The following is a 24,891-nucleotide window of genomic DNA, read 5'->3' as shown; positions in this document are numbered from 1 at the left end:
GAGGTCGCCGGCCACATGGTCGAGCGCGCCGTCTACCTGGCGGTCCCGGCCGAGGCGCGGACCGAGCGGATGGCCACCATCGCCGAGGCGATGGACTTCGAGTCGATCGTGCGCAACGAGCTGCACCCGGCGGGCAGCGAGTACCTGGCCGCGCTGAGCAGCGGCGAGACGATGCTGCAGCAGTCCGCCGACGACCAGGTGCTGCCCAGCGCCGCCCAGGAGCAGGCCTTCTGGGAGGCCGTGACCTCGCTCGGCACCTCGCTGGAGGCCGCAAGGCTGGTCCAGCCGGGCGCCGACGTCGACCTGCGCGAGCTGCACCGGCTGTTCGGGTCGCGGGACCTCGCGGGCGCCACCGTCACCGCGCTGGCGCGCGGCATGGACTACGTCAGGGCCATCAGCAAGACCCAGGACGCGCAGATGCGCCGGTCGATGCTGCACCACGCGTGGATCGGCGCCGACGACGAGGGCAAGGCGCGGGTGCCGACGTCGCTGCTGCGGGTGGCCATCGCCAACCGTTACGGCGAGAACGTCCCCGCCCGGGTCGCCCAGTTCCAGGTGGAGGTGGCGCGGCTCAGCCCGGCGACCGCGCCGCTGCCCGCCGACATCGGCAGGGCCGCCCAGCTGTTCGGCTACGACCGCTCCAACGCCGTCGACATGGCCGACTTCGGCGCCGCGCTGGAGCTGGCGGGCATCGACCCGGACACCCTTTCCTTCACCCAGCTGAAGGCGCTGCGCACCGCGGCTGCCGACATGTCCGTGCGCGGTGGTCTGGCGACCGCCGCGCAGCGCCGCACCGCGATCGAGGACAACCCGGAGGCACTGGGTGCCGCGGTCCGGCTGCGCCCGTCGTTCCTGGGCCCGGCCGAGACCATGCCCGCCCTGCCGCTGCCCTCGGACTCCGCCGCGCGAGCGGCGCTGGACGCGAGCGCGCGCCAGGTGCTGCTGCAGTTCCTGCACGGCCAGCCCGCAGGCTCCCCCGTCGCGGGCGGCAGCCTCGCCTCGCCGCGCCTGTGGGACCAGGTTCGCTCGACGATCTACTCCTACGGCATCGGCGCCGCGGCGCTGATGGTCAGCCAGTTGCCCGGCGCCCGCCAGGTCTCCGGCCTGGCCGACGCGGACTTCGTCGCACTGGTCGGCGACCCCAACGCGCCCTCGCGCGCGCAGCAGGAATTCCTCAACGACGGGTTCCTGCGCATCGAGTGGACGATGCCCGGTGAGGGCACGCTCGGCGCGGCGCTGGACCGCGCGGGCGCGCGCACGGGCACCGCAGAACTGGACGGGACCTCCGAGGCCGACCTCGCGGCCGTCGCCGACCAGCTCGGCGTGCGGATCGTGCTGGTCTCCGAGGACGGGTCCGTCCTGGAGCACGGGGAGTCCGGGCGGCGGCGGATCGTCGTGCTGCGCCAGGGAACCCACTACTTCCCGGCGCACACCTGGGCGCTGAGCGTGCCCGCACCGCTGGGCGAGGCCGCCCAGCCCGGCACCGGCACGGACGCCATCTACGTCAACGCGGGCGCCGACAAGGCCGTCGCGGCGCTCACGGCGCAGGAGGTGCTGCGGCGGCTGGTCCCGGAGTTCACCGGCGAGATCGATCCCGACGCGCTCGCCGCGGCCGGGCTCTCCAAGGACGAACTGCGCGTCATCGCCGCCACGACCGCCCCCGAGCTGCTGCCCGCCGTGATCGCCGCGCACCTGGTGCAGGGCGCCCGGGGCATGCGGTTCATGCCCTTGTTCGAAGAGCCGCAGTTGGTGAGGCGGCAGCTCGCCCTGCTGATCAGCGAGGAGTCCGGGCACCGCGAGCGCGTCCCGCTGCAGCTGCTCGACGTCGCGTTCAACCGCCTCTTCGGCACCGAGCTCCCCGAGTACGCCGCGCGGACCAGGGCCGGGTTGGTCGTGCTGCACGGCGAGGACACCTCTTCGGGTGCTCCCGTCCGCCTCCCCCGTCGCATCGCCCCGCGTCTGCCGCAGATCACGCCGATGGAGGCGCTGCGGCACTACGTTCCCGCGTTCACCGGGGACCTCGACGCGAACGCGCTGCGCGAGGCCGGGCTCGACGTCCAGGCCCTGCGCCAGATCTCCCGGGTCTTCGGACCGGACCAGGCGCCCGCCGCCGTCGTCACCGCCCTGTTCCACGGCATGGACTACCTGCACCAGGTCATGAGCAAGCCGCTCGACCCGATCATGCACAGCAACGACTGGTCGTCCGCGTGGTCCGGCCTCAGCGACGAGGCCCTGGCGCGGATCCCGGTCGAGTTGTTCCGGCTCGCGATCGAGCGCAGCTTCGGCACCCGCGTGCCCGACGCCGTCCAAGAGGTGCGGGACGCGCTGGCCGGGGCGCGCGAGCGCGTGGCCCAGCTCCAGGCGGACCAGCAGGCCGAGCGGGCAGCCGCCGAAGCTGAGCGAGCCGCGGAGGCCGAACGGGTCGCGGCAGCCGAGCGGGCCGCGACGCCGCTCAGGGTGGCGGTCCCGGTCCTGCTGGAGTGGGAGAACGGCACCAAGAACTCGGTGCACGTCGACACCCACAACAGGTTCGTCGCCGACCCGGACATCCCGATCACCCTCGCGTCGCCCGACGCCGACCACTACCTGCTGCACATCGGCTCCACCACCGCGCAGCTGGTGATCCGGATCGACGAGGACGTCACCTCGCCGCACCTGGAGCTCGGCCCGGACGGCCGTCTCGTGCTGTGGGTCCCCCTGCTGCCGGAGGACACCGCCGGTGCGCGCGCCGTGCTCGGCCCGCTGATCGCCCAGCTCCCCGAGCTGGCGAACGACCTGCTGATCGAACGCCGCCCGAACGTGCCGATCGCACCGCGGAACGTGGCGGTCCAGGTCCTGGAGCCGTGGCAGAACGGCACCGAGACCGAGGTGCGCCCCCAGGTCCTCGACAGGCTCTTCGACGCCTCGGACATCCCGGTCACCAACGATCCGACCAACACCGACGGGCTCCTGCTGCACATCGGCCCCAACGCCGAGCCGCTGGTGATCCGGATCGACACGAGCGCGACCGCACCGCACGTCGAAGTCGGCCCGGACCCCGGCGTCGTGCTGGTCGTCCCGGCGCTGCCGGACAGCACTCTCGACCAGCAGGTCGTGCTCGGCTCGCTGCTCGCCCAGCTCCAGGACCTCGTGACCGAGCAGCGCGCCGAGCTGGCGGCCGAGGCCGTGCGCCAGCAGGAAGCCGCGCAGCAGGCCGCCGAGCGACGGGCCGCCGCGAACCGGGCCGCCGAGGGCGAACAGCGCGCCGAGGAAGCCGAGCAGAAGCCGCAGGAAGAGCAGCGGCAGCAGGGTGCTGGGCCGGAGGTCTCGGTCTTCGACCGGGGCGAGCAGGGCGTCACCGTCCACGTGCCGTTCCGGGCCATGGCACCGTGGGGGTTCCCCGGCTCCATGGACACCCTCGACCTGATGGTCGTCGAGGCGCTGCACAACTCCGGTGATCTGCCCGGCGACCGGGCGCCGACAGCCGCGCACGACCTGGCCGTCCAGATCGACGGTACGAGCGTCCCGGTGGTCTTCCGGGGCGGGCACCCGGACCCCATCGTGGTCGTCGCCGTCTCGCCCGACGGTTCGCTGCGGTCGATCGAGGTGCTCGTGCCCTCGCTGCCCACGGGCCCGGACGCGGTGCGGGCCATGCTCGAAGCGGTCGTCGCCCAGCTCCCGGCGGTGGTCGCCGAGGCGCGCACGCACGCCCCCGCAACCACACCGGAGGCCGAGACCCAGCCGCTCCCGGCGGTCCCGGACACCGACTTCGCCCGGATCGCCGTGCCGTGGTCCAACGGCACCGCCGACTCCGTCGCCCCGTCCGTCGTGGGGCTCCTGCGCGGACAGTCACAGACCTCGGCCGACGACCTGGCACCGGACGAGGTGTGGGTGCGCATCGGCGAGGACGACGTCGCGGTGCTGATCACCGTTGACCCGTCCGCCACCGACGCGCGCGTGGACGTCCTGCGCACCGAGTCCGGCGACATGGTCGGGCTGACCCTCGTCGTCCCGTCCCTGCCCGCCGACACCGCCCAGCAGCTGGGCGTGCTCGCAGGACTGCTGGCGGAGCTGCCCACGCTGTTCGCCGCCTCGCGCGGCATCAGTGTGCCGCTCGCGGAGCTGAGCCCGTGGGCCCACCAGGGCACCGCCACCGCGGTCGACCCCGACGTCCTCACCGCGATCGGTGGCGACGACGCCTTCGCGGGCGAGCTCGCGCCGAGCGGGGACCACCTGCTCGTGCGACTCGGCCAGGACTCCGTCCCGCTGCGGGTCAGCGTGGCCGTCGACTCCTCGACCGAGCCCCAGGTCCTGGTGACGCTGCGGCCGGACGGGACCGTGGAGGACTTCCACGCGATCGTCCCGTCGCTGCCGGAGGACGCGGCGGCGCAGCGCCTCGTGATCGAGCAGATCATGGAGCAGCTGCCCGCTGTGCTCGTCGAGGCGCAGCAGCAGAACGCCGCCGGGCAGGGCGCCCCCGAGGAGGGCAAGGACGCCCAGGGCAGGCCGACCAGGACCGCGAGCGGCGTTCCGCTGGTGTACGACCAGGGCCTGGAGCGCGACGCGAACGGCGATCCGGTCCCACCGGGCGAGCCGACGCTGGCGGGCTTCATCAACGGCGCCGCCATGGGGCACATCCCCTACGCCGCCGAACTCGCCGAGATGCTCAACGTCACCGTCGCGGACGTGAACCAGGCCATCTCGGCGCACTGGCAGAAGGTGCTCGGCCCGGACGGCGCGGTGATCGATTTCCGGACCCAGGACGGCCGCCAGATCAGGCGCCTGATCCACATGGACTTCAGCGACCCGCGACGGGTGCGCACCGCGGTCCGCCCGCACGAACAGGGCCACGGCCTGCTCGCGCAGGGCCAGGGCGGTTTCGACGAGTCCTCCAACCGCAGCAGCTCGATCAGCTTCGGCCCGGCGCTGTCGGCCGACGACGTGCTCAGCCTGGCCACCACGGGCCTGCCGACGATGATCGACGAGAACCCGATCCTCTCCGGCAGCGTCGCCAAGAAGGCCTCCTACTTCACCGGCCAGTCGGTGATGGCCCACCAGTTCGGCGAGACCAACCACGCCATCGTCACCAACCGGGGACCGGCGACCGCCTTCGAGGTCGCGGTCACCCTGCGGATCTCCGAGCCGAGCAAGACCGACCCCGGCAAGTGGGTCGAGGTCAGGACGTTCCGGCCGTTCGAGAGCGCCCCCGACGGCAAGTGGTACCCCGGTTCCCCCGACACGCTGCTCGTCGGCGTGCCGGACTCCTTCCTGCAGCGGGCGGGGACCAGCGTCCGCCGCGACCTCTCCGGCGTGGACACCACCGCGGCCAACACGCCGCACATCGCGATCGCGATGTGGCACGGCAGGAACGCCACCGTCGACCGGCTCATGGAGATGCTCGGCCCGGCTCTGTCCGCGACCGTGCCCGACCTGCACCGGCAGATCGAGACCGCGGTCCTGGAGTTCGAGGCGGACATGGTCCGCCCGGCGAACCGGGAGAGCGGCTTCTCGTTCACGATCACGGACGCGGGCGGCACCGTGGTCGCGCGGCCGATGCTGCGCCCGACGATGGACCCGGCCGGGTCCACGATGCTCGGCGGCCACGACTCCGGGCCCTTCGCCAAGGGCGGGCTGCTGCTGGAGCGGGTCCTGGTCTGGTTCCTCAAGACCGGTGGCGTCACCGCCGTCGGCCGCGGCTTCAACTCCGAGGCCGGGGCCGGCTCGAAGGCGCTCGGCTGGCTGGACAAGATGGTCGACGGCGTGCTGCCGCACAAGGGCGGCCGCATGTGGGGCCGTTCCGAGACCAGCGTCACCTACTCCGACTCCACGATCATCCCCGTGCGTGTGAGTCGAGAGCGAGCGGTCACGCTCCAGGTGCCCACCGCGATCGAGATCCAGCTGCAGAGCCCGCTCGGGACCAACGTCGGCGACCCCTCGATCGTGGACAGCACGCTCATCGTCCAAATGTCGCGCCAGGACGCGGTGGAGCACGGGTACCCGACCTCGCGCGACGCGGTCGACGCAAACGGCGAGTCGGTTGACGCCATCCGCAAGGACCCCAACGCCCCCGACGCGAAGCTGCCGGAATACGTCTCGAAGGTCGGCGTCGGCACGGGCATCCTGGAGGGCCTGGTCCTGAACGGCCCGGACGGTCAGCCGCTCGGGGGCAGGAACCAGGGCGACGCCCTCGCGTCGTTCATGCACGCGGTGCGGGCGAAGGCTGCGGACACGGGCGCCGTCAGCGGAACGGTCACCGCCTCCGAAGAGGGCAGCGACTCCCAGGGCAACAGGGCCTGGCGGCGTCGCACGCGGGACAAGCAGGTGCTCAACGAGCAGTGGTTCGAGCGCCAGCTCACCGAGGCGATGGTCGAGTCCGAGATCGACCAGCTGGTGCAAAACGGCAAGATCTTCTTCCTCAAGCACCAGGACACGCGCACCCCGGAGATCGAGCGGGTCACCCAGGTCCGGGTCGACGCCGAGCTGGACCACGCCAACGCCGTCTACCTCGGCACCCAGCGCAAGCAGCTCGCCCGGCTGCTCATCGAGACCGCCGCAGTCTCCTACTCCACCATCAGGGCCAAGGTCAAGCGCTGGTTCACCGGCCGCGGCGGCGACCAGGTCGAGTTCGGTGAGTTCGGCCAGGGCGGCGGCCGCGGTCGCAGCGTCAGCACCGGCTCCTCCAACGCCGAGCGCGCCAACGACGTGCACCTGTTCGAGACCGACGGCGAGATGGACGCCTGGCTGGTCCCGATCACCCTGACCGGAACGGTCACCGGGCCGGACGGCAAGCCGCAGACCGTCACGCAGACCGGCATGGTCAAGGTGTTCCTGCCCAAGGGCTTCGCCGAGCAGATGCAGCCGGTCAAGGTCGCCGACACCACCGACAAGAAGGTCTTCGCGACCAACGGCACCATCGTCACCTCCGTCGAGTCGGCCGGCCTGCGGGACGCGGTGAAGGGGATCGCTCCCGAGCTGTTCGAGCCCGACTCGGACTCCGTCGAAGTGCTGGAAAACATGCTCGACACGACGACGCTGGCCGCCAAGTTCAAGCAGATGATCGCCAGCGGCACCACCAACGACCAGCTCTTCGAGACCGGTGCCGGGCGGCACGGCAAGTACAAGGTCACGTTGCGGGCGGTGCCGAAGCAGACCCACCGGATCGGCAACGTCCCCGGCGCGGTCACCGGTCACTTCACCTTCCGGCTCAACGCCGTCACCGGCAACGTCAACCGGTCCACCCCGGGAGGCGTCGAGGGCTCCTTCGGCGAGGCCATCGAGGGACTGCTCGGCCAGACCGGTCTGTCCGCGAGCATCAACGCCGCGACCACCACGGGCTCCACGCGCACGCAGATCGGCGGCGAGGAACAGCTCCCGCTGAGCTTCGAGAACGAGCAGCCGCACCTGCGGACCGAGTTCGACCTGGTCGTCGAGGTCAGCTACGAGCCGGGCGGCAGGCTGCCCGGGGAGCTGGGCTGGACCCGCGAGATCACCCACGACGTCGCCGCGACCTGGGTCAAGGCCGAGTCCGAGATCATGGAGGACTACGCCGACGGCACGCTGGCGCTGCCGGCGGAGGACGTCGCTCGCTCCCTCAAGCGCTGGCAGGAGGGCGACGCGAAGTTCGGTCGCAACACGGTCACGCTGTCCGCGGTCCACCTCGCCCGCGCGCAGCGGGCCGAGGGCCTGGACGTCGACGTCGATCTGCTCACCGCGGCACTGGAGCAGTACTCCTCGGACGAGCGAGGGGACTTCACCCTCACCACCCGCATCGTGAGCGAGGCGGACCTGGTCCGGCTCGAGGACATCGCGAAGGCCGCACCGGCCGCCTCGGAGGCCCTGCGGTCGCAGCACCTGCCCGCCTCCATGGCCAAGGGCCAGTCGATCGGCGGCAACTCCGCCGTGCGGTCGCTGCGACTGGAGCACGAGGTCGACGGTCAGACCGTCGAGGTCCACGAGCACGACCTGTTGATGGACCTGATCAACGAGAACGCGCCGCACCTGCTGAACCGCATCCGCGGCCTGCACGGCGGGCTCGCCGCCGAGACGGCGGGCACGCGGCTGCGCGGGCAGATGAAGTCCATGTTCAGCGGGAAGCACAAGCTGTGGTCCGGGACGGTCCCGGTCGGTGTCGCGGGCGGCAAGCTGCCTCTCACGGCCGAGCACCTGGCCATCCACGGCAGCATGAAGGCCGTCGGAGACCCGGTGATCGTGGGTCAGGTGGACGCGCGCGGCATCGAGAACCTCTTCTACGAGTACCAGGAGACGGCGAGATCGGCCGGCGTCAACGTCTCGACGGGCGTCGGCCTGATGAACGCGGGTGCTGTCGGTCACGGCCTCGGAGACGCACTGCCGGACACCGTTTCGGTGGGCACCGCGCGCGGGAGCTCGGCCTCCGGGGAGGAGAAGGATCAGGAGACCAAGCTCGCAGGCAACGGCGCCTGGAGCGGTATCCACATCGTGGAGATCCCGGTAGAGCTGACGTTCTCGGTCGACAAGTCGAAGCTGCCGGGCAAGCTGCTCAACAACCTGCTGCTCTCCGGGCGCAACAAGCTGCCGCAGGGCATGTTCAACGCGACGAGTTCCGGTTCGGTGACGGTGCGCGGTGTGCTCACCGTCGAGATCGCCTCCGGGCGGGTCTCCGACGAGCGGCCGGCACCGCCGGAGCACATCTCCTTCGGTGAGATGACGGGACCCGCGCCGCACACCCTCGGCGTGGACAACGTCCAGACCGAGCCGATGCGGGAGCCGTTCCGGAAGTTCCTCAAGGCCCTCGGCGTCGACATGGTGCAGCACGGCGACATGGCCGACGCGGTGGTCGGCGTCGACCACGTGGAGAGCTCCCTCGCCAAGTGGATGGACGGCAAGAACATCTTCTCCGCCGAGAAGATCCCGGGCCGAGGGCGGGCCGGGTACAAGCACGACGAGATCTCCGCGACGGGCAAGATGAAGTTGCGCGGCGTGCACGTGACCGCGGAACGCCCGGACGGGTTCAACCAGGGCTTTGCAGGCAGGAGCCAGCACACCTACGCCTACAGCGTCGGCAACCAGAGCACGTTGCCGTTCGGATTCGGCGCGGGCGAGGACATCGACAGCGCCGCCGACTTCCTGCCGGACGGCATCGGCGGCAAGCTCAGCGCCTCGGTCGGCGCCCAGCGCGGGCGTGGGCTGTCCACCGTGCGAGGCCCCAGGGAGGAGCACTTCCACAAGATCGTCGGCGAGGTCGTCGACGTGTTCGCCTTCTACCACGTGGACTTCCAGGGCACTCGGCACCGGGTGGCCCTCAATGGCACGAGAACGCTGGAGAACAGCGTCTACCGGCCGAACGCCGCGCGCGGCACAGTCCAGTTCAAGGTCTTCTCGCAGGACGTGCCCGCGATGCTGGCGATGCTGGAGAACCCGGACTCCTGGGACCGTAACTCCGTACTGGAGCTGGCGGGCCTGAGCCCCGACAAGATCGCCGCGAAGCTGCGGGAGCGGGAGCAGAACGCCCCGCGCTTCAACCTGACCCAGCTGATCAACCAGGCCGCAGAGGCCGCGGAGGCCGCGGAAACCCCGAAGGAGAAGCGCGCCGAGTTCGACACCGACTACCCGTTCCTCGGCGCCGCCAAGCAGGCCGAGGCCGCGCTACCGCGCTCCGTTCTGAAACTGTTGGAGCAGAACAAGCACAGGGACGCCACCGGCCAGGTGCTGGTGCGTCTGGACAGCGATCCGACGATCGCGCGCGTCGACGAGCACCGCGACCTCGCGCAGCGCGTCCTCGCCGAGGTCGTCGCCGTCCAGAACCGGGTCGAGGCGCTGGGCACCACGGAGGCCCAGGAGGCCGCCCAGCAGGCCGTCGCGCACATCCGGGCCGCGGCCTCGATCGCGGCCGAGATCATCGCCACCGGTGACCAGATCCCCGCGGCCCGCGCCGCGCTGCGGCGCGCCGAGAGCGCTCACGACGCGGCGGAGGCGGTGCTCGCCGAGCAGACCCGGCGGCGGGACGAGCCGGGCACCTTCCGCAAGCTCGGGCAGCGGATCGGCATCGGCAGGCCCGACGTCGACACTGCCGAGGCGGCCGCACGGGAGACCGGCCGACTGCTCGACCTGCGGCTGGCGGACATGACCCGGGCCATGGGCAGCTGGGAGACCGCGGTCCACCGCGGCACGGAGTTGCAGAACGCGCTCACGGAGCTCGACCGCGCGGTCAAGGGCGTGCTCACGGACCGCGACAGCCTCACCAAGCTGCGCAGCACCGAGCTGAAGCACGAGGGTGACTCGCTGGAGATCGCCCGCGGTGTGGCTTCCGAGCTGCGCGCCGAGGTGTTGCTGACGCTGACCCAGCCCGACGGGTTGACCGTGCGCCACTGGGTCGCGCCCGACGGTGGTGTGCGCCGCGACGACGCCGACGGCGGGCCGGGCTTCGACCTGAGCACCAACGAGGCGCTGCAACGGACGGTCGAGCGCAAGCGCCTCGACCGGGACGAGCTGATCGAGCGCTCGGTGGCCACCGGCCGCCCGATGCACATGCTCGTCGCCGAGGCCCGTGACCCGGCCGTGGTCACCGCCGCGCGCTACGGCGTGCACGTCGACCGCGTCCTGGCCGGCGCCGCTGTGCGCCGGGCGACGCTGGAGCAGTCGGGCATCGAGATGGGGGACGTGCGCGGCGACGCGCTGGCCGACGCGACCGAGTCCGCCCAGCGGCGTTGGGACGCCGTGCGCGACGGATTCGCGCAGGCCCTGGTCCAGGGCGGGATCACCGAACAGGACGTGATCCGTGCTCTCGTCAACCGCATCGACCTCCGCTCCCTCTACTTGCAGCTGAAGGACACGAGCAGCTCGCCAGGCGCTGAGCTGCGCAGCATCGCCAACGCCCTGCCCATGTTCGCGGGCCCGGCGACGATGGCGGAGCTGGCCACGCTGTTCGGTTTCGCGGCCACGCCCGCGGACGTGGCCGACTTCCGGCACCTGCTCTCGCTCGCGGGCATGCCGGACGTGCTCGACGACTACGACGCGGCGCTGCTGCGCGGTATCGCGGCGGACATGGCCGTCACCCACGGCCTGTTCGAGCCGTGGCAGCGCAGGCAGCTGCTGGAGGTCGACCCGCAGCACACGATCTCCGCGGCGCGGTTGCGCCCGGCGGAGCCCAGCAGGGCTCCGCTGGTCACCGACGACCCCGCCCAGCGGCAGGTCCGCGCGGGCACCGTGGACGAGATCGTCCGGCGCTACTTCCACGGCCTGCCACTCGGCAGCGCCTACCGAGGTGAGCACGACCTCGGCTCCGAGGGTCGCGAGCGGATCGATGACGCGCTCGCGCGGTGGGGTGTGCCCTACGCGGCGTGGGTGGCGACCCAGCTGCCCGGGTCGGCGTTCACGGGCGACATCACGATGGAGAACCCGGTGCGGCAGACCGGGGACCGCAACGCCCCGACGCCGACACAGCTGCGCTACCTCCACGACAACGAGGCCTTCACCGAGTGGGCGGCCAACGGGTCGATCAACCCCTTCACGGCGATCTTCCAGCAGCTCCCGGCCGACGCGCTCGCGGGCAAGGGCATCTTCACCGCCGACGAGCTGGCCAAGGACATGATGGCCGCGCTGACGGCTGAGCTGGGTCTTCCCGCGGCCGAGCGCACGCTGTTCCCGCTGGTCGAGGGCCTGCGCAGCGAGGCGCAGCGCCAGGGCGCGCTCAGCGACTGGCGCAACCACGACCAGCTCGGCGGCGATCTGCTCACGATGATGCCGAAGCTGCTGGCCACCCGCCACGGCCTGGACGTCCTCGTCATCGGCAGGAACGCGGCTCTCACCCGGTTCGGCGGCGACGGACACCTGGTCGCGCTGCTGAGCACGGGCGAGCACTTCATGCCCGTGCGCTTCACCAGCACGGTGCCCACGCTGCCTGCCATGCCCGTGCCGGTCGCACCCCCGGCCCCGGTGCTCCCGACGCGCCCGCCCTACACCGGCGAGACCGCCTTCGGGACCGCGGCGGTGCGCTTCAAGGGTGCCTGGGCGAAGGGCACCGCCACCACGATCGACCCCGCCGTGGCCGCCGCGCTGGATGCCTCCCCCACCGCCCCGGTGGTCATCAGCCCGGACTTCCTCGGCGAGTTCCACCTCAGGACGCCCGGCGGTGGCCGCATCGCGCTGGTGATCGAGACCAGCCCGGACATCAGCGCACCGCGCCTCGTGCTGAGCAAGAACCCGGACGCCCCGACCCAGCTGCTGATGCCGCTGCTGCCTGCGGACCCGTCGGCGCAGCAGGCCGTCCTGGAGCAGGCGCTGGACGGGCTGCACCAGCGGATCGTCGACACGCGTGCGAGGTTCGGCGCCCCGTCCGCTCCCGACGACCCGCTGGCCGCCGCGCTCCAGGCGCAGTTGGCCGCGCAGGGCGCGACGCTCGACCCGCTGGCCGACCTGGACTTCTTCACCAACGGCGAGATGCTCGGCCTCGACGGGCAGCCCGTCGCGCCGGGCAAACTCACGCGCGCCGCGCTGACCGAAGCTGGCGTGATGAGCGGCATCCCGAGGATCGCCGAGTACGCGGAGCAGATGGACGTCACCCGCGGTCGGCTGGAGGCCAAGGTCCTGGCCAACTTCGCGGATGTGACCTCACCTGGTGGCAAGGTGCTGACCCTGACCACCCGCGCGGGCAAGACGGAACGGTTCCGCATCTTCCAGCCCATCAGAAACGAGGAGCAGACCCGTTCCGGCGTGACCATGGCCGACCAGGCTCGCGGCCGGTACGCGCGCGGTCTGTGGGGCCAGGCGATGAACCTCGCCCGCGGCAGCAAGCTCGGCGTGACCGTGGCCGCCGGGTTCGGCACCTTGATCAACACGGTGTCCGGTGTGCCGGGGCTGAGCAAGGTGGCCAACGCGACCCTCGGCCGGGTCCTGTCGTGGAGCCAGGCTCAGCAGGTCGGCGGGCAGACGACCCGCGAGAGCTACCGGGCGTTCAAGGGCAGCCAGGGTCCGTTCTCCTACTTCGAGGTCGAGACCGAACTCGTCATCACGAGGATCGAGGACGACGGGACCGAGGTCCCGCTCGCCCCGCTCCCGCACCGGGAATGGTCCGCGGACGAACCGAACACGCTGCGGCTGTCGGTCGACGAGTCCTACCTGCGCCCGGTCACCGATGTCGTGCGCCGCCGGGTCGACCCCGGGCACTTCGACGCCAAGATGCCGAGGACCAAGGCCAGCGCGCTGTCCGGCCGCGACGGCATCGCCGACATGGTCCTCGACCAGTTGCGCACGGCTCTGGGCTCGCGCTACGAGGAGATGTCCGCAACGCGACGCGCGGCTCTGCGCGCCCAGGTCGAGGACTCGATCCCGAGCATCTTGACCGAGTGGCAGAAGGCGGTGAACTCCTCCGTCGAGCTGCCGATCGTCCTCGACACCACCGAGGTGGTCTTCGCCGAGATCTCGGCGAAGATGCTGATGGACACCGCGGTCCTGATGGGCGACGGCGCCAACTCCTACCTGGAGTTCTGGGGCTACACCACCTACAGCTCCAACGGCAGCATCGCCATGAGCCGCGGGGCGGGCGTGCAGGCCAAGGCCGTGTCCAAGGTCGTCGGCGCGAAGCTGACCCGGCTGTGGCAGCGGGTCACCAGGAACGGCCTGTCGACCAACTCCACCGGCATGTGGCTGCAGATCGACCGCTACCGCGGTGGAGTCGCCAGCCACCTCACCGACGCCGAGGTCACGGTCAGACTGCTCGGCCAAGACCGCAGGGAACTGCCGGTCGCCGCGCAGACCACGACGGTGAAGGTGCACACCGAGACCCCGGACGCGGAGGCGTTCCGAGCGGGCATGCCCGTGGACGCCGCCCTCATCGGGCCTGATGGCAAGCCTGTGCGCAACGTGCCCCGGAAGGAGTCCGAGGACGAGGACGTGCCGTTCCCGGAGCACTTCCGCTCCGGCGGCCCCGGCATGGCGGCCGTCGACAAGCTGACCGTGCAGAACCGGGACGGCTCACCGCGCACCGCCGACGACGGCGATCTGCTGGCCCCGGTGCACGACATGCTGATCGAGGCCTTGGCCGCGGAGGACTTCGTGCTGTCGGGCGAGGGCTTCCCCGCGACCATGGACCCCGGCGTGCGTGCGCAGCTGACCTCCCGCGCGCAGCTGCTGCTCACCATGAACAGGGCGATGATCTCCGACCAGCTCTCCAGCGGTTCGGTGGCCCTGGACTACACCACGCTGGTCCACGAGGGGATCAGGCTCACCGTGAAGCGGCTGAACCCGCTCAAGGGCTACGCCGAGGAGAACGTCGAGATCGTCATCGGTGGTGTCGCCGACTACAGGTCCGCCACCTACCTCGGTGTCGACAGGTCGCGCGATGTCTACGGGATGTTCTGGCACGACGCCTCGACCACGGTCTCCAACGGCGAGACCAAGGCGAAGCAGCTGGGCGGCAACCGCTCCGGCGCCTTGGACGCCATCGACAGCGACGGTGCGGTGGTCGGTGGCCTCGGCAAGGACGTCAGCACCAGCGTCTCCGTCACCAACGGCGAGGTCAGGGTCAACCTCATCCACAACGACAGCCCGGTGCTCGGGTGGAAGGTGCCGCTGAAGCTCGTCGTCCGGGTCAACGACGCGAAGGGCCCGGTCGCGCTGCCGGGGGCGGCCAGGGACGGCTCGGTCACCTTCGACGCCAGCACCGAGATCTACGTGCCGGAGGGCTTCGTCCACTCCGAGGCACCGGTCAGGGTGGCCGAGAAGACCGACCCCGAGCTGTTCCGCGACAACGACGCCAAGGTCGTCTCGGTCTCGGTCAAGGGGCTGCTGGCCAAGGTGGAGGCCAGCGCGGGCCGGCTGCTCGGCGTGAACTCGCCGAACAGGCAGGCCATCGCGGCCGAGCTCAGCGCGGGGTCGCTGCACGCGGCGATCACCGACTACATGATCAGCGGCAGCACCAGCGACCAGCTGTTCGAGCTGGGCAGGTTCGGCGGTCTCGGAACGCACAAGCGCTACGCGCTGAAGATCTCCGCGGTGCCGATGGAGACCGATGTGCTCGGTCTCGTCAAGGGCAACGTGGTGATGGCCGACGGCTCCTTCAACTACACCAGCCTCGGTTCCGGCTACAGCCGGGGCGCGAGCCTCGGCGCCGAGGGCGCCGTCACCGAGGGAACCGAGTTCATCGGCGGCGACGTGGGCCTCAGCCCCTCCTTGGGCGGCTCCGTCGGCACCAGCCGCTCGCAGGGCACGATGGCGGCCTTCGGCCAGGACATCCTCAACCTCGAGTCCGACCAGCGGCTGCACCTGCGCACCAGGCTGCAGTTCAAGGCCGAGCTCATCGAGCAGACGGTGGGCGACCGGCTGCGGGGCCGCCTGTTCAAGAAGCGCGCCGCCGCCAGGACCCACCTGAAGACGGTCACGGTCTGGCACCGCGGAGACATCACCTGGGTCAGCCCGGAGTCCGACCTCGTCGCCGCCTACGCCACCGGCAAGCTGGACCTGCCCGCCGAGTACATGACCACCTCCTTCCGGCGTTGGCGGGACGGCGACAGCGACCTCAGCCGCAACGTCATGGCCAGGGCGGTGCACCGCTTCTCCCTGGCTCAGCGGGCCGCGGGCGAGGACCTCGACCACGAACTGCTGCGCGATGTGCTGTTGCGCTACTCCTCGGAGGAGGTCTACGACGCCGCCGAGCGCGCCGGGGCCGAAGAGGTCCTGGACGTGGTGGCGGCGGTCGCCGAGCACGCACCCGAGGCCTCGGCCGAGCTGCGCGCCCTGCACCTGCCGCAGTTCCTGGCCAAGGGCGAGTCGCTCGGTGGCAGCCGGGCGGTCTACTCCTTCGAGACGTCCCGGACCGACGCGGACAGCGGTGACACGCAGCAGGTCCAGCTGGACCAGACGGTCAGGGACCTGCTCGCCAGGACGGCGCCGAACCTGCTCGCCCACCCGAACATGCAGCGCGCCCTGGAGACCAGCCTGGCGGGCAACCGCCCGTACGCGCTGCTCAACGACGCCTTCAACAGCGAGCGCTCGCTGATCCCGGAGGTGCTGGTACCGGTCAGCTCCAGGTTCCCGTGGCTGGTCGAGCGCGTCCAGCTGGTGATCTCGGTCCGTCAGGTCGGTGACCCGGAGGTCGTCGGCCAGCAGAAGGCGCGCGGCATCGAGAACGAGCTCCGCGGCGCGGACCAGGAGTCCGAGTCCACCACGGCGGGCACCAGCGTCGGCGCGAGCCTGTCCGGTGAGGGAGTCCTCGACACCGGCCCGGACGCCCTGTCCGCGAGCACCCAGATCGGCACGAGCACCACGCAGAACAGGCGGGGCAACCTCACGCGCGCCACCACCCAGCTCGACTGGCGCGGGACGCACGACGTGAAGGTCCCCGTCGAGGTGACGATCAAGGTCGTCCGGAGCGGGGTCGAGCGCGGCCCGCTGAACAACGTCCTGCTGCGCAGCGCCAACCGCGCGAGCACGACGACGGAGGTCCTCCAGGGCACGATCGGGCTGCACGTCTCCGACGGGCAGCTGCTGCGGGAACGGCCTGCGCCGCCGGAGCACGTCGACTACCGGTCGATCACCGAGTTCCCGTCGGGTGACCGGGTCGGTGTGGACAACGTGACGAACGAGCCCGTCAGGAAGGCCGTCACCGACTTCCTGACGGACCTCTACGGTTCCCGGGTCAGGCGGTTCCGCGGGGCGATCGAGCAGATGACCTCGGTCACCGCGCTGGGCTCTCGAGTGGCCAGGATGGTCAACGAGCAGGACGGCGCGGAGCTGGGCTCCGACCTGCACATGCTGCGCAGGCGTGGGCGCGGGGGCTTCACCATCAACAAGGTCCAGGTCCGGGCCAAGTTCGACGTGTCGGGCGTGCACGTGGTGAGCAACCAGCCCGACAACGGCGGTATCGGCCGCGTCCTGCGCGACGACGAGGGCATCGACCTCACCATCAGCAGGCAGCACGCCACACCGGTCGGCCTCGGCGGCGAGGAGGCGCTCGTCGAGGCCCTCGGTGTCGACAGCGCCGGTGGGGTGTCCGCGGGTGCGGGCAGCCAGCGCAGCGTCACCGCCAGCACCGGCGCGCGAGGCGACCAGAAGACCGAGGAGTTCGGCGCGCTCGTGCACGTCCGGGCCCGCTACCACGCCGGTCTCATCGTGCGCGAGTTCACCACCAAGGCGAACAACAACAACATCCTCACCCGCGAGCGCAACCGGCCGAACGCCGCGACCGGCTGGCTCAACTTCAAGGTCTACGAACGCGATCTGCCCGCCCTGTTGCAGGAGCTGGAGGCGGCGAAGCCGTGGGACCGGCTGGTGGCGCTGGGCCTGCAGAACAACGACGGCGACGCGGTCCGCGAAGCCCTCGCCCGGCGCGACCAGGAGGCACGGGAGTTCGACCTGGGACGCCTGCTGGCCGACGCCGCGGCGAAGCGGGTTGCGCTGGAGGCCGGCGACTCGAAGGTGAAGCCGGACTTCCTGGCGCTGGCCAAGGCGCTGGACACCGACTACCCGCACGTGGCGGTCAGCCACGGCATCCTCGACGGCCTTCCCGACAACATCGCCAAGGTCCTGGTCAGTCAGCGCAACGACATCAGCGGGCAGATGCTCGTGAAGCTCGCCAGCGACCCGATGCTGGACAGCGCGGCCGAACAGGCCGAGCGGGCCCAGCGGATCTCCGACGCGATGGTGAACGCCCGAGCCCAGTTGGCCGGGCTCGACCCCGACAAGGTCGACCGGGCGCTGGTCCACCGGGCGCGCGAGGCCGCTGACAACGCGGTCGCCATCGCCGAGCAGCAACGCACCACCGGGGAACCGCTCGCCGAGGCCCGCGCCGAACTGCGCGTGGCGGAGGAGGAGTGGAAGGCCGCCGTCGAGCGCGCCTACGCCGAGCACGGCGCGAACGCCAAGGAGCGCTCGGCGGTGCGCCGGATGCTGGACCGGCTCGGTCGCAACCGGCTGCCGCGCACCGGGGTCGCGGGCCTGGACGCCGCGCTGGAGAAGGTGCGTCGCCACGAGGGCGTGCGCCTGGAGCGGGCGCGCACCGAGTTCGACGCCGTGGTCGGGGCGTGGGAGGTCGCGGCGGCGCGCGAGAGCGAGCTGCGCGAGTCCCTCAAGCGCGTGGAGCACAACCTCACCCGGCTGACCAACGGCCAGGAGGGCGCGGCCAAGGCGCTCAGGGCGCTCACGGTGCTGGCGGCCGAACGACTGCGGAACTCCGGTGACCCGATCCAGCTCGCGCGCGGCATCGCCAACCAGCTGCGCGTCGAGATCTTGTTGTCGCGCAAGGAGAACGACGGCACGGTGACCACCTTCCGGGTGGCACCGGACGGCGCGGTGGTGCGCGAGGGCGAGGATGCTCCGTTCGCGGAGCTCTCCCAGCTGATCGTGCCGCAGGACGCGCCGACCGACGTCGACGCCGAGGGCGCGCAGATCCGGGACTTCGACCTGTTCAGCGACGCGATCCGGATGCGGATCGACCTGAGCGAGATGATGGAGCGCTCCTCCGCCATCGGCAAGCCGCTCGCGGCGGTCGTCGCCGAGGCACGGGACTCCGCCGTCATCGACGCCGCGTTCGCGGGCGTCGACGTCGACGAGGTGCTCCACCAGGTGGCGCAGGACCCGGACACCACCCGGGCCGAGCTGCTGGTCGAGCACACCGAGCGGGCGCGGGCGGAGTGGGACGCGATCCGTCCCGGCTTCCAGCGCGCGATCGCGCAGGCGTGGCAGGGTGCCTCGATCACCTCCAGCACCGCGGTCACCTGGGCCGTCGCCGGCGGCCTTGACCTGGTGGCGGTCTACCAGCAGGCCGTCGAGGCCGGCATCTCCCCCGACGTCGCGCTGCGGTCGGCAGTCTCGGTGCTGCCGATGCACGTGCCCGCGTTCACGCTGGCCGAGCTGGCCCCGATGTTCGGGTTCAAGGCAACTCCGGGTGAGCTGGCGCGCTTCCGGCACCTCCTCAACCAGGCCGGGCTGACCAGCACGATCCGCACCTACGAGTCGGGACTGCTGCGTGATCTCGCCGCCGAACTGGCGATGAAGCACGGGCTGTTCGACCCCGCGGCGCGGCGCCTGGTGCTGGAGGTGGACCCGCAGTGGCTGGCCTCGGCGGTGAACACCCGCCCGGCACAGCTGGAGCAGCCCCCCGCGCCCACGCTGGACTCCGACCGCGCGGCCAGGGCGGGCACGGTCGAGCAGGTCGTCCGCAGCTACTACCACGGCCTGCGGATGGACCAGGCCTACCGCGGCCCGGAGCCGCTGAACGCGGCGGGCCGGACGGCGATCGACGAGGCACTGGCGCGCTGGGGCGTGCCCGCCGCGGCCTGGGTGGCCTCACAGCTGCCCGGCTCCGCGTTCACCGGTGCCCTGACGACCGCCGACGTGGTCAAGCAGACCGGGGACAAGAACGTCCCGACGCGGGCCCAGCTGGAGTTCCTCTCGCTCAACGAGGCGCTGACCGCGTGGGTCCCCAACGGCACGGCCAACGTGTTCGAGGCGATCTTCCGGCAACTGCCCGCGGGCACGCTCGCGGCCAAGGGCATCCACGACGCGACCGCGCTGGCGCAGGACCTGCTCGCCGGGCTGGAACGCGAACTCACGCTGTCCGGGGAACAACGACGGCTGCTGCCGCTCATCGGCCTGCACAGTGAGGCGCAGCGGAGCAAGGCGGTCACGACCTGGGGTGGAAAGGGGCAGCTCACCGCCCCGATGCTGGCGGCGATGACGCAGATGATCGCGGCGCGCCACGACCTGGCCATCGCCGTGGTCGACGGCGAAGGCGTGGTCAGGCACGACGGCCGCTCCGGCGTCCCGGACGCCGTCCTGCTGCACAACAACGGCCATTTCATGCCGGTGCTCTTCACCGAGCCCGCCCTTCGCGCGGCGCTGGGCTCCGGCGACGACGGGTCCTCGCCCGACACGGGCGGTGCTGACACGGGCGGTGCTGACACCGGCCGGGCGGTCCCTGGTGTTCCGGTGCCGGTGGTCGGCGCACGCACCTGGGCGGGTGGCACGACCACCGTGCTGCAGCCCGACGCGGTGCGCGCCGCGGCGGCCAAGGTCCCCGGCGCGGTCGTCGCCGAGGACGACCCGGGCGTGGTCAGGGCGCACCTCGTCAACGGCTCGGTGGTGGACGTCCTCGTGCTGGTCGACGGCAACGTCGACGCACCGCAGCTGGTGCTGGCCGAGGGCTCGCGAGCGGTCGAGCTGCTGGTGCCGCCACTGCCGCGCAACACGACCGGACAGCGGCTGATGCTGTTCCGGTCGCTGGAGTCCGCGTTCCACCAGCTCCCGGACTTCGTCCCCACGTCCTGGCTGACCACCAACGGCGACGGCAACGGCAACGGTGCCGGGCTGACCGCGAACGAGCTGACCAACCAGAAGCTGCGGGCCCGGCAGGTGCAGCAGAGCGAACAGCGCGCCGCGGAGGAGGACGACGCCCGCAGGCAGGCCAAGGAAGCCGAGGCCAGGCGGCAGCAGGAGATCGACGAGGCCAAGCAGGAGTCGCTCGCCGAGGCCGACGCCGATGCGGCGGAAGCGGAAGCCGAGGCGGAAGCAGAGGCGAGCGCGAACGCCGTCGCCATCGTGCCCAAGCAGGCCGCCACCCCGGCGGTGATCGTCACGTCCGCGCACGACTTCGGCGCGGACGGCAAGGTGCTCGGTGAGCTGCGCCAGCTGATCGAGAAGATCGAGGAGTTCCGCGAGAGCTCGGCGCTGGCAGGCGGCGAAGCCACCACGATCGACAACGTCCTCTCCGAGGAGCGGGTCGCCGGCACGCTGCTGGAGGACGCGATCCTGCTGGCCGAGCAGACCGACGTGCTGGTCGACGTGCACGCGAGGCCGAGCGCGGAAGGCCTGGCCGCAGCGCAGATCCGGCTCTCCGACAGGTACCGGAGGCTGACCGACGCGCTCGCCGTGCTCATGGACGTCGCCGAGTCCCGCAGGGACCTGCTGGCGCAGGCTCGCGACGCGGACCTCGAAGCGACGGCCTGGTCCTTCCAGGCCATGGCCGCCGAGGCGACCGAGCAGCGCAACGTCACTCCTCGGCTGTTCGGCCAGGAGATCTCCTCGGAGCGGCTGCACGCCTTCTCCGAGCAGACCACCGCGCTCGCCGACCAGGCGCGGGCGGAAGCGGACAAGCACCTCGCCGCACTGAACAGGGCGCTGGCCCGGGTGCAGCGCGAGGCGGAGCTGCTGGAGGACCTGCACGCCGCCAACCCCGTGGTGCTCAACGCCGGCGACGTCACGCTGGGCATCAAGCACGACACCGGCGTGTCGGTGCTGGCCGCCAAACCCAAGCCCGGCCGCTGGCCCGGCATGAGCAAGGTCGCCACCAGCGACGTCGAGGCCGTCGAGAACCTGCTCGCACTGCTGGACCAGCACGCGCGGCTCGTCACCGAGCTGCGGACGGAGGTCCCCGACGGCCGCAGGGCCGCCGACTTCGCCGCGCTGCGCGAGGACTCGACCAAGCCGGAGTCCGCGCGCCGCGCGGCCGCCGAGCTCGCCGAGGTCGACCTGCGGCTGCGCACCCTGATCAACGGTGACGGGCGGCAGCACGGCTTCGGGCTCAACGAGGTCGTCAGCGGCTCGCGAACCCGCATGCACTGGCTGGAGAAGATCCTCACCAACCACCCGCGCTTCCGCGGGCTGCCCAACACGCTGGCCGGGCTGCGGCTGGTCGGCGAGATGTCGCGGCTGGAGGAGCACCCGGTCCCGGAGATGACCAGGACCCTGCGGCTGCTGGGAACGAAGAACTACGCCGAGAAGACCTCGGTGCGCGGCAGGCTCAACGACACGCTGAAGAAGATCAAGGTCGAGCAGATCACCGAGATCTCGGTCGACGACGTCAGCTTCGCCTTCGGCCAGCACACGCTGCCCAGCCAGCACGACGCGGCGAACCCCGCGCTGACCACGCAGCTCAACGTGTCCTGGACCTCGGGACCGCTGCGCCTGTTCCGCCCCGGCTTCACCCTGCAGCTGCGGGTGGTCGACATCGCGGACGGGCCGGCGGTGCGCCGTTCCACCGTGGCCAAGGACGGCTGGGTCGAGCGCGGTCAGCTCGTGCTGGACGTCCGCAAGGGCGCCACGACCGAGGAGATCGACACCGCGCTCGGCGAGATCCTGCTCGCCGAGGTGGCCAACTACGTCCCGCAGGTCCCGCCGATCAGTGTCGACGTCAAGGCGACGCTGCTCTACCAGGTGGGCAACATCCTGGGCACCGCCGCGGGCGTCGGGGTCTCGCTGCTGTTCGGCGCATGGGTGGGACTGCCGTACGTCGTCGGCCTCGGCGCGGTGGCACTGTGGTCGTCCCTCGCGGGCATCACCACCTGGTACACCTACGCGGGCAAGAACACCGAGGCGGGCAACGCGGCCCGCAGGCTGCGCTCGAGCTGGCGCGGCGGCATCGGCCCGACCGTCAAGCAGCTCATCGACACCATCTTCACCACCCGCAAGGGCCTGGCGGCGGCGACCGAGGCCTTCGGCGTCGCGCTGCCCGACGCGGTGCCCTACGAGGAACTGCACCAGCTCACCACCGCGGAACGCAAGACGTTCGAGAGGTGGACGCGGTCGGCGGGCTACGGGAACGCCATGAAGCTGACCCACGGCGCGTTCGTCGACAAGTACTCGCAGAGCGGCGACATCGACAAGCTCATGGCGGAGGCCACCGACGTCACCTGGTCGCCGGACGAGAAGATCGCCGCGAAGGACGCATCGGGAACCCAGCGGCCGAACGACCTCGGCACCCTCTCCCTCACGGTGTGGACCGGCGATCCGAAGAAGGACGAGCCGAGGCTCCCCGTCCACGTCAAGGTCTCCCTGGTCGAGGGCGACATGGCACACACCGACCAGTTCCTCAAGGGCGCCGCGGTCGACAAGTCCGAACTGCGCTACTGGATCAAGGTCTCGCCCAACCTGATCAAGCAGGGACCCAGGGCCGTCGAGGCCGAGGTCGCGATGAAGCTCGGCACGCTCGTGGGTGCCGCGTCCCGGGTGATGCTGCAGCCCGCGATGAAGAAGTACTTCAAGGAGAAGTTCCTGCTGTTCGCGAAGTACCCGCTCGACCCCGGCCTCACCACCGCGTTCGCGTTCCTCACGAGCACCGTGCCGATGTTGGCCCCGGCACTGCTCGCCAGCGCAGGCATCCGCGCGGGCTCGGCGCTGCAGGCGTACTTGAACGCCCGGCACCGCAAGGCCGCGTTCGCGCTCTACACCCACTCCAGCCGCGAGCGCCAGGCCGGGCAGGAGCTGGTCAGCACCGACGACATGACCAAGCACGCGAACAACGCGCTCGGTCTGATCGGCGCGAGCACGAGGGTCACTGACGGGCTGCGCGCGGAGGTCGAGTCGCAGCTGCCGCCCCACCGGGCGGGCCAGGCGGTCTCCGACGACCCGCTCGGCGGGATGCTGGTGGCGGCCAGGAGGATCGCCGCCGAACTGCAGGCCCAGCCGGACGCCGCGAAGGTCCGGATCGAACTGGACGAGACCAAGGACTACCGCCCGACCCTCATCGTCTCCTTCGACGGCGGCAAGCCGGACGACCGCGTCACGCCCACGGAGAAGGCCCTGGCCGAGGCGCTCACCCACGTGCCCGACTCCGAGCGCGAGGAGGCCATCAGGCACGCCGCGATGACGATGGCGGCGGCCAAGCACCTCAAGGCCGAGGCCGAGGGCCTCGACCGGGTGCAGAGCGTCCGGATCGAACTCAACGAGGTCGACGCGTTCCGGCCCGTCGTGGTCATCGAGAGCAAGCCCGAGATGCGCAACCCGAAGATGCCCGCGCTGATCAAGATCGGGCTCTCGGAATCCGCGCACCTGCTCGGCCCGTTCAGCCCGTTCACCACGCACGCGGACGTCCGGACCGGCTCGGACAAGGGCCCCGCGTCGGAAAAGGGCAAGGACATCCGCGAGTTCGCGATGTTGCTGCCGACCGAGTGGACCGAGGACGGCACCCGGCTCACCCTCGACGAGGCCAAGGCGTGGCTGTCCGAGCACCTGGACGAGATCATGGTGACGGAGCGGCTGGTCCACCCCCGTGAGAGGCGCCAGCTCGCGTGGAACGCCGGTATCCGGACGCTGGGCCGCGGCGTGCTCAACGCCGTCGTCAGCGGTGTGATGAGCGGATCGGAGGCCGACTCCGCACGGGAGAAGGCACTCGCGGACGGCATGTCCCCCGCCGAGGCCGAGGTCGCCGCCGAGACCGCCGCCGCGGCCAGCATCGCCTCGATGAGCCAGTCGCTCGCGGACTCGGTCGCGGCCATCGGCGAGAGCATGACCGTGGTCATGACCGCGCGCCGCCTCATGGAGCAGGCCGCGGAGACGCTGCGCACCGGGGTGAGCAAGGAGGACGTGACGCCCCGTGCGATGGACGACTGGGTGCGGCACGGCTCCAACCGCCTGCGCCAGACCAGCAAGGCGATCACCGAACTGGTCGGCACGATCACCGACGACGACCTGAAGGCGCGGCTGCGCCCGTTCACCGAGCGGCTCGAACAGTACGACAGGGACCCCGAGCAGATCATCGACGACTTCGACGCGCTGATCGACGCGGGCACCGTCGGCGAGATCCCGCACCTCGGCAACATCCGGCGGATCGGCAGGGGCCAGTACCAGCTGTGGGTCGACATGACCGCCAAGCCCGGCTGGAAGAACCTCGGCGCGAAGCTGCGGGGCAAGCACCCGCGCTTCATGAACCTGCGGCTGTTGCCTCCGGTACCGGGCACGCCGAACAGCCTGCTGGTGCCCAACGGCACAGACACGCACGCTCTGGCCATGGGCAGCGACGCGCGGGCCCTGCTGCCGCTGATCGAGACGTGGGTGGCGGTCTACCACCACGGCGCGACGGGCGTGCCCAGCCGGGGCGCGTTCCTGCTCCAGGACGTCGGAACGGGCAACCTGCCCAGCCTCTTCGGTCGGATCGCCAGCCAGGCCGCCGGTAACGGTGTCGAGATGGTCAAGACGGCCATCCAGGTGGGCAGCGGCATCGTC

General features: G+C 71.4%; 1 protein-coding gene (only partly in view). It reads left to right on the top strand.

Every position in this 24,891-nt window falls within one protein-coding gene, locus tag ABD798_RS19855, for a WXG100-like domain-containing protein (protein WP_344876936.1), read on the top strand. The gene is 76,215 nt long; 9,957 of those nucleotides lie to the left of the window and 41,367 to its right, leaving coding positions 9,958-34,848 in view (codon 3,320, complete, through codon 11,616, complete); the first codon wholly inside the window starts at position 1. Both codon boundaries (start and stop) fall beyond the window edges.

Origin of the sequence: Allokutzneria multivorans (assembly GCF_039537405.1) — a bacterium.
GTDB lineage: Bacteria > Actinomycetota > Actinomycetes > Mycobacteriales > Pseudonocardiaceae > Allokutzneria > Allokutzneria multivorans.
This window is presented reverse-complemented; position numbering and strand designations above follow the sequence as displayed.